General features: G+C 45.7%; 13 protein-coding genes and 2 tRNA genes. 12 read left to right on the top strand and 3 right to left on the bottom strand.

The window, feature by feature from the left end:
- Window positions 1-13: 13 nt before the first annotated feature.
- Window positions 14-1315, bottom strand: coding sequence for a branched-chain amino acid transport system II carrier protein (gene brnQ / locus AACQ93_RS10910; RefSeq protein ID WP_064604923.1), 1302 nt, complete (start codon window positions 1313-1315; stop codon window positions 14-16).
- Between the two features lie 713 nt (window positions 1316-2028).
- On the opposite strand from brnQ, the gene gloA2 reads away from it, so the two are divergent.
- The 10 genes from gloA2 (at window position 2029) to AACQ93_RS10860 (ending at window position 8094) form a co-directional block, all read left to right on the top strand.
- On the top strand, window positions 2029-2412 hold the full coding sequence (gene gloA2, locus AACQ93_RS10905) for an SMU1112c/YaeR family gloxylase I-like metalloprotein (protein ID WP_064604921.1): 384 nt from the start codon (window positions 2029-2031) through the stop codon (window positions 2410-2412).
- Between the two features lie 110 nt (window positions 2413-2522).
- Window positions 2523-3461, top strand: coding sequence for a sugar kinase (locus AACQ93_RS10900; RefSeq protein ID WP_198160124.1), 939 nt, complete (start codon window positions 2523-2525; stop codon window positions 3459-3461).
- A 13-nt stretch (window positions 3462-3474) separates the two neighbouring features.
- On the top strand, window positions 3475-4107 hold the full coding sequence (locus AACQ93_RS10895; RefSeq protein ID WP_007466927.1) for a bifunctional 4-hydroxy-2-oxoglutarate aldolase/2-dehydro-3-deoxy-phosphogluconate aldolase: 633 nt from the start codon (window positions 3475-3477) through the stop codon (window positions 4105-4107).
- Window positions 4108-4485: 378 nt separating this feature from the next.
- Window positions 4486-4559: transfer RNA gene (locus tag AACQ93_RS10890), tRNA-Cys, on the top strand.
- A 54-nt stretch (window positions 4560-4613) separates the two neighbouring features.
- Window positions 4614-4700 (top strand) — tRNA-Leu (locus AACQ93_RS10885).
- A gap of 177 nt (window positions 4701-4877) precedes the next feature.
- Window positions 4878-5618, top strand: coding sequence for a 5-oxoprolinase subunit PxpA (locus AACQ93_RS10880; protein WP_064604919.1), 741 nt, complete (start codon window positions 4878-4880; stop codon window positions 5616-5618).
- Window positions 5615-6322 carry a 5-oxoprolinase subunit PxpB gene (gene pxpB, locus AACQ93_RS10875; protein ID WP_064604917.1) on the top strand — a complete coding sequence of 236 codons (708 nt, stop codon included), beginning with the start codon at window positions 5615-5617 and terminating at the stop codon, window positions 6320-6322. The genes AACQ93_RS10880 and pxpB overlap by 4 nt, the downstream gene beginning before the upstream one ends.
- Window positions 6323-6333: 11 nt before the next feature.
- Window positions 6334-7236, top strand: a complete 903-nt coding sequence (locus AACQ93_RS10870) for a 5-oxoprolinase subunit C family protein (protein ID WP_064606649.1) — start codon at window positions 6334-6336, stop codon at window positions 7234-7236.
- A 32-nt stretch (window positions 7237-7268) separates the two neighbouring features.
- Window positions 7269-7859: a gamma-glutamylcyclotransferase family protein gene (locus tag AACQ93_RS10865; RefSeq protein ID WP_064604915.1), complete on the top strand. Its 591-nt coding sequence runs from the start codon at window positions 7269-7271 to the stop codon at window positions 7857-7859.
- Complete coding sequence (locus AACQ93_RS10860) at window positions 7843-8094, top strand: hypothetical protein (protein WP_064604913.1); 252 nt, start codon at window positions 7843-7845, stop codon at window positions 8092-8094. Before AACQ93_RS10865 ends, AACQ93_RS10860 begins: the two co-directional genes overlap by 17 nt.
- A gap of 42 nt (window positions 8095-8136) precedes the next feature.
- Here the strand turns inward: AACQ93_RS10860 and AACQ93_RS10855 are convergent, their stop codons facing one another.
- Together AACQ93_RS10855 and AACQ93_RS10850 are read right to left on the bottom strand one after the other, a co-directional pair.
- Entirely contained in the window at window positions 8137-8883 is a 747-nt protein-coding gene (locus AACQ93_RS10855) for a DUF3108 domain-containing protein (RefSeq protein WP_064604911.1), read from the bottom strand.
- Between the two features lie 131 nt (window positions 8884-9014).
- Window positions 9015-10562 carry a long-chain-fatty-acid--CoA ligase gene (locus AACQ93_RS10850; RefSeq protein WP_064604909.1) on the bottom strand — a complete coding sequence of 516 codons (1548 nt, stop codon included), beginning with the start codon at window positions 10560-10562 and terminating at the stop codon, window positions 9015-9017.
- A gap of 312 nt (window positions 10563-10874) precedes the next feature.
- On the opposite strand from AACQ93_RS10850, the gene AACQ93_RS10845 reads away from it, so the two are divergent.
- Both AACQ93_RS10845 and AACQ93_RS10840 read left to right on the top strand, forming a co-directional pair.
- Entirely contained in the window at window positions 10875-11090 is a 216-nt protein-coding gene (locus AACQ93_RS10845) for a hypothetical protein (protein WP_007466911.1), read from the top strand.
- A gap of 225 nt (window positions 11091-11315) precedes the next feature.
- Window positions 11316-11789, top strand: a complete 474-nt coding sequence (locus tag AACQ93_RS10840; RefSeq protein ID WP_007466909.1) for a DUF2947 domain-containing protein — start codon at window positions 11316-11318, stop codon at window positions 11787-11789.
- Window positions 11790-11839: the final 50 nt, after the last annotated feature.

Genomic DNA, 11839 nt, shown 5'->3' with positions numbered 1-11839 from the left:
TAAGTGAATTAAATCAGTTAGCCATTTTTGCTTGTAGTGCAGACTTAACGCTTTGCAGTCGGCTTAGTGCCAGAACAATAACGCAAGGCAGGAACCAGCTGGCATGGGCATTATAAAGAGGCAGAGACTGCTCCAGGGTTGCGCTCATGCTTTCTGGCATCTGGCCCAGGATGCTTAGTGCGTCAATTCCACCGAAAACAAAAGCTGTGACGACCATAGCAACAAAGGTAAAAGATAACGAGCGTTTAGCCGGGAACACAAAGGCTGCCAGTACAAGGGCAATCGCAACTGGGCACAGAACCAGGATCGCTGGAAGGCTGACTTTCAAGATTTGCTCAAGGCCAAAGTTAGCGATAACACCAGTCAGAACCACTACGATAGTTGCCGTCATTGAAAATGGGGCACTGAAGCTTTGCTTGTAGTACTCGGCACACGCATTTGTCAGGCCGACTGTTGTTGTCAGACAAGCCATAACGATGATGGCGGCAAGCAACCATTGGCCGTAAGCACCAAACTCACCGGCAACATAACGCGTCAGGATTTCACCACCGTTAGCTGCATTGGCCGCAACTGGCGTTGATGTTGCACCGACATAACCCATCGCAAGGTAACAACCTGACATCAGTACGGCATAGATAACTGCAACTTTAAATGAAGTATTCGCTACATCTTTTGGTTCTGTGACGCCTTTGCTTCCGATTGCCTGGATGATTACCCAGCCAAAGCCAACTGCGGCGATTGCATCCATGGTCATGTAGCCTTGGATCAGGCCATTTGTCATCGCATTGTTTTGATAATCTGCCGTTGGTGCCTGTGGCATGCCCAGCGGTGAGAAGATAGCGGCACAAGCCAGAGCAAGCAGCATCAGGATAAGCATTGGTGTCATTACTTTGCCGATGTAATCGACCAGACGGCCCGGTTTAAATGCCAGCAGCAGAGTGACAGCCGAAAACACAATGGAAAACAGCATCAGGTGATCGCTGCTTGTAAAAGGCTTCACGCCCATTTCGTAAGCAACAGTAACTGCGCGAGGCATACCAAATGCCGGGCCGATAGCGGTAAACAGCAATACCCAGAAAGTGCTTCCCATCCAGTTTGGCAGCGGACGAGTCAGATTTTGGCTGCTGCTGATTCGGCCTAATACGATCAGCGTGAATGTCGGCAGACCTACTGCGGTGATCAGAAACCCAGCCATTGCTGGAAATAAATTGGTTCCTGCTTCCAGTCCCAAAGAAGGTGGAAAGATCAGATTACCAGCTCCAAGAAAGAGCGCGAATGTCATTAAGCCAGTGGCAAATAAATCTTGTTTTTTCACTGCACATGTCCTGTCTGTTATTTTCGGGACCGTCAGTTAGGCTGAAGAGAAGAAAGATGAAGGGAAAGCGTATCCTCCGTCAGCCTGGCTGACGGAAGTAATACCGCCAGCCTAGTTAATAATCACTAGAATAATGGCGATAATAATGTTTGTTGCGCGCGATACAGCACTCGTGAGCACTTCAGGCAAAGTAGCAAATTGTGAGTCTGTATAAGTTTGCATAAGTAAAACTTTAGTAATTTGTATTGGCAACGCAGTCAACATATAAGTAATTTAGTTGGTTGTAAATAGTTTTCTAGAGATAAATTTCATTATTTTCTGTAATAACATTATTTTTATTCTTATCAGTATTTCTGCCGTCGTCCTAAGCTGTATCATTTTTTAACTGTTTCTCGTACCTGCCTAATGCCTTCTTTTTATTTGAATTTAAACCAGTGGTGACAAAAAGCCGATTGAGCAATTAAAGACAATGCTTGCGACCTTTATTCCTGATTTTGAGCTGATGCCGGGCACGAAAAAGGGGGGATCAGGCAAGTCTGAGATGAATGCACTCGCACAATCGGAATTGGGTAAAACAGACGGTGGTTAATCCCCGTTTTGTGACGCTGATTAGAAAGGAAGCCAGAGACGGCTTCCTTTTTCTTTTGGTTGGTTGTTGCTGTGGTAAATTGCGGCTCTGATAAGTGAAGTCTTAAAAAAGAGAAGAAAATTACATGCTTAAAGGGATCCATCACGCAGCGATTATTTGTTCTGACTATCAGAAGTCGAAACACTTCTACGTCGATATTCTGGGGTTAGCGATCATCGCCGAAAATTATCGTGAAGCCCGAGATTCATTCAAGCTGGATTTGCAGTTACCTGACGGCAGTCAGGTTGAGTTGTTTTCATTTCCATCACCGCCGCCAAGGCCTAGTTTTCCAGAGGCTCTGGGCTTAAGGCATCTGGCATTTACTGTCTCGTCAGTTGAAGCTTTCGTTGAATACCTTCATACAAAGGGTGTGGCGGTTGAGCCGATTCGGGTAGATGAGTATACAGGAAAGAAATTCACTTTCTTTCAAGATCCTGACGGTTTGCCTCTGGAGCTTTATGAGGACTGACGCGCAGACTGGCCATAGGGCTGCAAAATAATTCTCTAAATGTTGCCGAAATGCAGACCTTTGTTGTGCTGTAAGACTTCCACCTTCCATTACGCTTTATATAAAACGAAATGATTCAGGGTGACAGCGTGAAGGTTGCTTTTTTTGGTGAGTGCATGATCGAGCTTAGCGGTCTGCCGTTGCAGCGCACCTTTGGGGGCGATACGTTGAATACTGCGTTATATCTGGCTCGACTTGGTCAAAACCGGGGGATTGAAGTCAGTTATGCAACGGCGTTAGGTATAGATCATATTAGTCACGAAATGTTGGAATCGTGGAAAGCGGAAAATATTGATACCAGCCTGGTTCGCCGGCTGGACGAAAAACTGCCGGGGTTGTATCTGGTGGAGACCGAGCCTAATGGTGACCGTCACATACATTACTGGCGCAACGACAGTGCCGCAAAGTTCTATTTTTCGGTCGATTATACTCCGCTGGAAAGCGCGATTGATCAACAAAAAATTGATGTGCTTTATATCAGTGGAATCAGTCTGGCAATACTGGCGGAAGAGTCAAAGGCAATTTTGATTACTCTGTTAGAGAAACATAAATCGAACGGCGGTAAACTGATATTTAATAATAATTTTCGCCCTCAGTTGTGGACAACGAGGCAAGCGAAATACTGGTACTCCCAGATTGTACCCTATACAGATATTGTCCTTAGCAGCGAAGAGGATGAGAGTCTGGTCTGGGGGGAACACGATGTTGCTTCTTTGTATCAGCAGGCAGGCTGTAATGAGGTTGTGATACAGCGGGGCAGAGCAGGTTGTAAAGTCTACTCTGGTCTGCAAAGCGCGCAACCTGAATGTTTTCAGATAACGGCAAACCAACCTGAAAGGGTGGTTGATATTTGTGCCTGTGGAGATGCATTTGCTGCCGGTTATCTGGCTGCAAGGCTGAAAGACGGTACAGAAGGTGCAGCAGCAGAATTGGGCCATCAACTGGCTTCTATTGTTATCCAGTATCCGGGAGCAATTATTCCTCCCGGAGCGATGAAAGCATTAACGTAAGGAACAAAAGGCAATGCCACAAACATTGTTAGAAAAATTAAAAAAATTCAAAGTTGTGCCTGTTATTCAGATTGATGATGTTGAGCAGGCGGTGCCATTGGCGAAAACACTGGTTGAGAATGGATTGCCTGTAGCTGAAGTCACATTCAGGACCGAAGCGGCTGAGGAAGCTATCCGCAAGATGCGTGAAGCCTATCCGGATATGTGTATCGGTGCCGGCACCGTGTTGAATTCCGGACAGGTAGATCGTGCAAAGGATGCCGGTGCAGAGTTTATTGTGGCACCAGGACTTAATCCAAATACAGTGCGTTATTGTCAGCAGCAAGGAATTGCGATGGTTCCGGGAGTGAACAATCCAAGCCAGATTGAGCAGGCAATGGAACTGGGACTTACCTTCCTTAAGTTTTTCCCGGCTGAGGCTTCCGGCGGTATCAATATGATCAAGGCGCTTTTGGCTCCTTACGTAGATGTTGAAATGATGCCGACAGGCGGTATCAGCAAGTCCAATGTCGGAGCTTATCTTGCGACAGATCGTGTCGCCTGTTGTGGCGGTACATGGATGGTGGCTCCAGCCCTCATTAATGCCGGTGACTGGGAAGAGATCGGTCGACTGGTCAGAGAAGCGGTAGAGCTGGTGAATCAGTAAATAGACTCGAAATCTAGGATTTAAACAGCTTCTGTTTGCAAAGCCATTGGGAAAATCTGATGGCTTTTTGCCTTGTGGGCTTAACGGCACAAAAACTTTCTCAGGCGTGAGAATTCAGGTTGTCATCAGATAAAGCAGAGTGAATAGACAAAATTGATGGAATTTATCAGTGACATTGGAGACTTATGTTTGTTATGTGCCCAATCTTAGAGAACTATAAAGAATAAAAAGTGTGCATTAAGTTATTATAAATAGACCTATTGCACATTAATCCAGCAAGTAATACTGATTAGTTTAATTTGCTGTTGACTCAGGCTGACCAATCCGTAGAATGCACCACGTACCGAGACAGAACAGTCTTTCTCAGGTAACATCAGAGGCGCGTTGGCAGAGTGGCTATGCAGCGGATTGCAAATCCGTGGACCTCGGTTCGACTCCGGGACGCGCCTCCATTCTACAAAGAATTTTTGATATTGATTATGTCAGTATCAACGCAAGAATTGCGTGCCCTGGTGGTGGAATTGGTAGACACAAGGGATTTAAAATCCCTCGACGTTCGCGTTGTGCCGGTTCAAGTCCGGCCCGGGGCACCATCTATTCGAAAGGCTTACCGAGAGGTAAGCCTTTTTTCGTTTCTGCTGTCAAAGCTCCTTTCAAAACAACTGAAAAATCAGTGTTTTCCGTATTTTCCGTTTTCCCTTCTCCTTGCCGGATTGGTTATCTCTGTGTAATGTTAAATTAATGTAACTATTTCATGGCAAGGACTGGCAATGAAATTGAATTGCGATATGGGAGAAAGCTTTGGTGCCTGGCAGATGGGGCACGATCAGGCTGTGATGCCATGGATTGATATGGCGAATATCGCCTGTGGCTTTCATGCATCAGATCCCAATGTCATGGCGCAGACTGTCTCATGGGCGCTTTCCCATCAGGTTGAAATAGGGGCTCATCCTGGTTACGACGATAAGCCCGGATTCGGTCGCCGTAGTATTCCTCATGCTATGACCGAAATTACTCAGCTGGTGGCTTATCAGGCTGGCGCATTAGATGCGATATGCCAGCTACAGGGTGGGCATATCCGCTATATCAAACCTCATGGCGCACTTTATAACGACATGATGTCGAGAGAAGACATTTTTGAAGCAACAGTTAAAGCTGTTGCCGGTTTGAATCAGCGTCGCCATATTGCACTTAAATTGATGATCCAGGCTCAGACCGATAACGACCTTTTCAGGCAAATAGCTGAGTATTACCGGGTCGGGCTTTTATATGAAGCATTTGCTGATCGTGCTTATGACGAGTCAGGATTCCTGGTTCCACGCACTCAGCCGGGAGCGGTTTATCAAGATGTTGAACAGATTAAAGAGCAGGTTATAAATTTAGCTGAGGGGCAGGTTACGACAATTCAGGGAAATAAGCTTAACCTTGCTGTCGATACGGTTTGTGTCCACGGTGATAATGAGCATTCGATACTGACTATCGAAGCGCTGCATAAGGTGCTTCATCCATGATCCGTGTCGAGCCCGTTTCTGAAACCAGCATGATTGTGTATTTGGGTGAGCAGATTGATACCAGCCTGACACCGCAGATAAACCTGCTGGCAAGGTATCTAAAGCAAGGTTTCGCGGAATCTCTTATTGAAGTCATTCCTTCATATACATCTCTTTTTATTCAATATCATCCTCGCCTTATTACTTATCAGGTTTTGTCTGATGCCATCATGCAGTTTGCATCTATGCTCGACAGTAAGAAGAGAAAACGTCGTACACGAGAGGGGAAATTGATCACCTTGCCGGTTTATTATGATCCTGATGTCGGCCCGGATTTATTGCATGTTGCCCGTGAACATAATCTGGAAATTGAACAGGTGATAGCCAGCCATGCACGGAAAACCTATATCGTCTGTGCGGTTGGTTTTGCGCCGGGATTTGCCTTTCTCGCCTCGGTTGAACCTGAAATTGCCACGCCTCGCCATACCGAGCCTAGGATGAGAATTCCCGCCGGTAGTGTTGGTATTGCCAATGAACAGACCGCGGTGTATCCGGCAGATTCGCCCGGTGGTTGGCAAATTATTGGTAATTGCCCGACACCCTTGTTTTCGCCTGAGAGTAAACCAATGTCGCCGTTTAACGTCGGTGACAGAGTGAAGTTTGAGGCTATATGCAGGCGGGAATTTGAAGATCTCGGAGGAAGCGTTTGGCCACACTGGAAGTAATACAGCCGGGAATGTTGAGCTTGATCCAGGATACAGGGCGATTGGGAGTCGGTGCGCAAGGGCTGAGCCAGGGAGGTGCTGTCGATCTGCATGCCTACTGTTGGGCTAATCACCTGTTAGGCAATGATATGAATTGTCCGCAGATTGAAATCACACTCGGGCAGGCCTGTTTCAAAGCACATGGCGACATGCTTTGTGCGATTACCGGTGCGGATATGAATCTGACGGTAGATGGCAAGCCTCAGGTTTGCTGGCAAAGCTTTTTACTTAGAAATGGGCAAGTACTGAAGTTTAACCTACCACGTTATGGTGTGCGTGCTTATCTGGCTGTTTATGGCGGATTTTCTGTTCCTGAAGTGTTAGGGAGTGCTTCAACGGTTGTCCGAAACGGTATCGGTGGAGTGGCACAGGGTACACCATTGCAGCAAGGAGACTGCTTGAAGGCGATAAATTTCAACGGTGATAAATCCAAGTCATTCTCAACACCGGCGCGGTTTATTCCGGACTATCAGCAAGGGCTTCAACTCAGAGTTATTGAGTCATGCCAGGCAGACAGTTTTTCAGATTCAGCTAAGCAATCCTTTTATAGCGGCACATATAAAGTCACCCAACAAACGGATCGAATGGGATGTCGACTTGAAGGTCCGGAAGTCACTGGCCACATTGATGGTGTTATTTCTGAGGGGATAGCCTATGGAGCCATCCAGATCCCGCCTAATGGTCAGCCTATAGTATTACTTAACGATCGGCAGACGTTAGGCGGTTATCCCAAACTAGGGTGTGTTGCCCGAATAGATATGTCGAGACTGGCACAGGCGAGACCAGGTCAGCACGTTCGTTTTCTAAAAGGTGATTTGCAGGAGTTACAAGAGGAATGGCTGACCTTTTCCCGCTTTTTTGCATTGCCGTTTTAGTTGCCTGAACGAAACCGTGAACAGGAGTAAGAATGTATATTTTTGGCTATGGAAGTCTTATTAACCATCAATCGCGTAAGCTGACAGGCCAAACAGGTGAGGCGTTACCGGCTAAGGTCAGTGGGTTGGTTCGTTCATGGGGAAAGGTTGATGGCACTTATAAAATCGCGCCTTTGGTTGCTGTTGAAGGGCATGGTGTTTGTAACGGTGTGCTTGTTCCAATACAGGGCATTGTTTTGAAGGATTTTGATCGCAGGGAAAAAGGCTATCGGCGTATTGAGCTGGATCCGACAAGCTTAATTGTTGAAGGCTGCGACATGCCAAATGTGCCTGTTTGGGCGTATGTTAGATCTGATGTTGAGCCACCCTGTCAGGTAAAACCAATAATGCAGACCTATGTTGATACTGTTCTAGCCGGTTGTTTCTCTATTTCACAGCAATTTGCCAAAACATTTGTTGAAACAACCAGTGGCTGGCATCATCCTCTGTTTGATGATCGTCAACAACCCAGATACGGGAATTATGTTGGTGTTTCTGAGAATAAGCAGGCATTGATTGACAGTTTAGTCACGGATATACGCCGTGACGTCAGTGGTATACAGAAAAATGGCAAAACCGAATAAGAAAGGGCCGACAAAGACGGTCGATATATTTTGTTGTGGGTGTAAAAGCCAGCTGTTTAAATATCGGAAAGGCGGCAAAGGGGCGTTGGTTAAGTGCTTTAAAGAAAGGATTAGTCGTGACTACACAAATGAGCCTTGCATTTGCCCTGAGTGTCAGGCTGTTTTTGCAAGAGAAACTCTGGTGAGAGGAACGCCTGCCTATAAGATTATTGGTGGTAAAGCTTATATGAAGTAGTCGTGTTTTGTTTTAGTTCAAAGGATCAGCGAATTAGCAAGCTTAATTGATTTTGGCCAGCTGGTTCGGGCACTTTATATTACTGTTGGTTAATAATGCTTGTAGGTTGAGAAGCTTACGTTTATACGTGGCTTTAACCAGCTGATAGTCGACGTCAGGGGCAAACCACATCACCAGCTTTCGGTCATGCTTGCGTACTTGTTCAACCCGAAACGCATTTAGTCGGCCAAAACGGGTTTTGATCTTTTCTTTTCCCTTTACTTCAAAAAAGTAATGGTCCACATCATCCGTGTCCTGCAACTTAAAGTTGAATGATGTTTTACCTTCGATAAGGTTGTGTCTTATCTGGCTGCCAACAGCATCTCCATCCATGATGGGAATGTCTGTACTGCTGAAATTAGCGGTTGCTCCGTTGTAATTGATTACTGAGCGGCTTCCTTCTTCACTGAAGGTTGCTGAGGCTGAGCCAGCCAGAAGCCCGGTGATTTGACGTGAAAATGATTGGGTCAGAAACGAGTTTCGCTTTTCTGACCAATAAACCCGGCTTTGTTGTTTTAGTTTGCTTTTGGCGACCACAATGTCGACTTTACTGTAGGAGTAAATGTCCACATTTTTATCTTGCCATCTGAGTGTTCGGGTCAGATACCCAATTTTTTGCTGGCTGAGATAGATATCGTACGTAAAGGCCTTGGTGCACTGGTGAAAAGCCGGTGACGGATTGGCGTAAATAGATGTTGAATAAAGTAAGGCACTGATAACAGAAACGATTGTTGTGAATAGATTTTTCACTGTGCCTCCGTACAGTCTCGCTCCATCATTATTACGTTAGCAGTGGTAAAGAGATCACGCAAAAGTCATTGCTATTGAGTGGGAACTGTCGACGTGATGGCAGGCTGCTGAGCAGCCTGCGTTACATGAACTTATTTCAGCAGTCGCTTGAGGATCTTTCCGGTTGCTGTCATTGGCAATGAATCAACAACCTCAACCTGGCGAGGGTACTTGAAGTCAGCCAGTCGTTCACGTCCCCAAGCAACAAATTCTTTCGGTGTTGTTTGGGCTTCATCTTTCATGATGATAAAGGCTTTCACTTCTTCACCGTAAGTTTTATGCGGGATACCGACAACCGCCACCATGTGAACATCCGGGTGGGTCATGAAGGTTTCTTCGATATCACGCGGATAGATGTTATAGCCGCCGCGAATGATCACTTCTTTCAGGCGGTCGACGACGAAAACATATCCGTCCTCATCCATTTTGACGATATCGCCGGTATGCAGCCAGCCATCCACAATGGTTTTTGCTGTTTCTTCTGGTTTGCGGTAGTAGCCTTTCATTACATTATGGCCACGGATCAACAGCTCACCTTCTTTGCCTCGTGACTGGGTCTTTCCTCTATCATCGACCACTTTCATTGTGACGCCGGGTAAAGGCTGGCCGATACTACCCGGTTTGCGTTCGTATTCAAGGTGATTAAATGCTGCCACCGGTGAAGACTCCGACAGGCCATAACCTTCAATTACTGGCACATTCAATTTTTCTTCAAACTGTTTCAGGATTTCAACTGGCATTGAGGCTCCACCTGAAATAGCCACTTTCAGGTTTGCGGCGATATCTTCAATAAAGTCACCGCCATGTTTTTCAGCAAACGCAAGCAGGCCGATGAACATAGTCGGTACGCCGGCTAAGTGAGTCACTTTATGCTGATGCATCTGTTGCAATACGGTTTTGGGTACAAAACGTGGGATCAGAACCAGAGCACTGCCAGCAAGAATCGAGGTGTTCATGATCAGCGACTGACCAAAAGTATGGAACAGAGGCAGGATAGCAATACTGACATCTGTACCTTTCTGATTAGTCAGAGCCTGACATGCCTGAGCGTTGCACAACATGTTACTCTGACTTAGCTCTGCGCCTTTCGCGCGGCCAGTTGTGCCGGAGGTGTAGAGTATTACACAGGTATCCTCTGCTTTACGGTAAATTGCATCAAAGTGATTTTCTTCAGTTTGTAACCACTGGTTAAAGCTATGGGCTTCCTGCGGAGCCGGAGATTCATTGCCTTCGGTTTCAATCAGGATGAAATGCTGGCAGCTTTCTGTGTCACTGAATCCCTGATAGCCGTATTCACCACATGGAAGGGCACTGTTGCCCTGATAGCAAATCAGAGCGACAGCATCGGAATCATCAAGATGATAGGCAACTTCAGGGCCTTTCAGCATGACATTGAGCGGAACAGTGACGGCCCCGACCTTCTGAATAGCATAGTAACCGATAACAAAATCAGGTGTATTGGGGCAGGAGATAGCCACTTTGTCATCTGGCTTGATGCCTAGTCTGACAAGTTGATTTGCCACGCGGTTAACCCTTTTATTCAGCTCACTGTAGCTGATGGTTTGATCGTGGAAGATGAGGGCTGTGTCATTACCGCGAAAAGTGGCATTACGTTCCAGGTTCGTAGCAAGGTTGTACATAGTATTCAGTTCTTATCTTTGTGATGAATGGCACCATGAATTGATAATAGCGAAGCCATTAATGTGGTTTTCACGATAAAAATATTAAAGTTTTTTTTCAATATAAATAATTATTTTTTAAAGGGAAATTATTGAGATTGTTGTACAGGGTAAAAGACAAACGAACACGTAAAAATTAACACACTGATTTTATGGTTAATTTAAAAAAGATGTTTGAAAGGTAATTGTGACTGTTTGATTGCGGAAATTTGACGATTTGCTTACTCACTCCTATTTTTTGTTACTGGGTTTAACTGAGAGAGGTCAACTGTAATGAAGAGAATGAATTCATCATACCGTCTACAGATCATCAAAGAAGTCGCAACCAGACGCCGCTTGTCAGAGCGCGGTGATCCGATGGCCTGCCACATATCTCAGTTACTCGATGAACGAAACCATAAGTTAGAGATCCCGGACAAGCAATTTAACGGCTGTCATTATGACGAGAATGTCGGCGGCTGGGTGAGTAATTTTTGGGATACTAAGTAATCCCAAAAGGTGACCGACAAAGTATCGACTGTTTGATTCAACTTCGGGCTTTACCCGGAAAGTGAAACAAGAGCCAACAGAAATAGTCTGCTACCGCTGTTGGCTCTTGCTTTGTTCTGATTTAAAACAGAGGGCCGTATAATTTTGATATCAACGGGTGCGAACACTGGAACAAAATGAACGACTGAGGTACATTGCCCCGTCAATGTTATATTAGGTCGACCAATGAACTACGTAGAGCTGGATAGTTATTCCCGCAAGTGGATTTTCACCCACGCATCCATGCCTGTCGAGGCAGCCGATTTAGAGCAGATTAAACCCCTGACTCAAGCCCGTTCCGCGCAGCTATGGCGTGAGCATATCAGTAGCCAGAGCCCTGACGCAGATCATTTTGAAAAGGGTGACTGGGCTTTTGATAAAAACATTTGGTCTGAAGCTGTTGACTGGCAGCAAGCCTGGGACTGTGATGAAAACGATCTTCCTTCAGAAATCTCTGAAATCATTGACTGGGAAGACAACACCACGGTTTATTTCTGTTACGAGAAATACAATATCATTGAAACCAAGTGGGGTGTTTTCAAACGTAATTGGAAGAACTTTTTGTTCTTTGATGATGGCCCGATGCTGATTGGCCGTAAGAAAAAGCAGGTACTTTGGTTTAGTTCAAACGGTACTTTTAAACACGCTAACCGCGGCTAAAGTTGTTGCAGAATACCCGCGTATTCCCATTTAACAGGCTCCGGTAGCAA

It is taken from the genome of Photobacterium sp. J15 (assembly GCF_963870815.1).
Classification (GTDB): Bacteria; Pseudomonadota; Gammaproteobacteria; order Enterobacterales; family Vibrionaceae; genus Photobacterium; species Photobacterium marinum.
The sequence above is the reverse complement of the archived record's forward strand: the minus strand, read 5'-3'. Positions and strand labels throughout refer to the sequence as shown.

Bases quoted from the DNA above. Each gene is read 5' to 3' on its own strand.
- gloA2 (WP_064604921.1), top strand. From the start codon at position 2,029: ATGCTTAAAGGGATCCATCACGCAGCGATTATTTGTTCTGACTATCAG.
- AACQ93_RS10900 (WP_198160124.1), top strand. From the start codon at position 2,523: ATGATTCAGGGTGACAGCGTGAAGGTTGCTTTTTTTGGTGAGTGCATG.
- AACQ93_RS10895 (WP_007466927.1), top strand. From the start codon at position 3,475: ATGCCACAAACATTGTTAGAAAAATTAAAAAAATTCAAAGTTGTGCCT.
- AACQ93_RS10880 (WP_064604919.1), top strand. From the start codon at position 4,878: ATGAAATTGAATTGCGATATGGGAGAAAGCTTTGGTGCCTGGCAGATG.
- pxpB (WP_064604917.1), top strand. From the start codon at position 5,615: ATGATCCGTGTCGAGCCCGTTTCTGAAACCAGCATGATTGTGTATTTG.
- AACQ93_RS10870 (WP_064606649.1), top strand. From the start codon at position 6,334: ATGTTGAGCTTGATCCAGGATACAGGGCGATTGGGAGTCGGTGCGCAA.
- AACQ93_RS10865 (WP_064604915.1), top strand. From the start codon at position 7,269: ATGTATATTTTTGGCTATGGAAGTCTTATTAACCATCAATCGCGTAAG.
- AACQ93_RS10860 (WP_064604913.1), top strand. From the start codon at position 7,843: ATGGCAAAACCGAATAAGAAAGGGCCGACAAAGACGGTCGATATATTT.
- AACQ93_RS10850 (WP_064604909.1), bottom strand. From the start codon at position 10,562: ATGTACAACCTTGCTACGAACCTGGAACGTAATGCCACTTTTCGCGGT.
- AACQ93_RS10845 (WP_007466911.1), top strand. From the start codon at position 10,875: ATGAAGAGAATGAATTCATCATACCGTCTACAGATCATCAAAGAAGTC.
- AACQ93_RS10840 (WP_007466909.1), top strand. From the start codon at position 11,316: ATGAACTACGTAGAGCTGGATAGTTATTCCCGCAAGTGGATTTTCACC.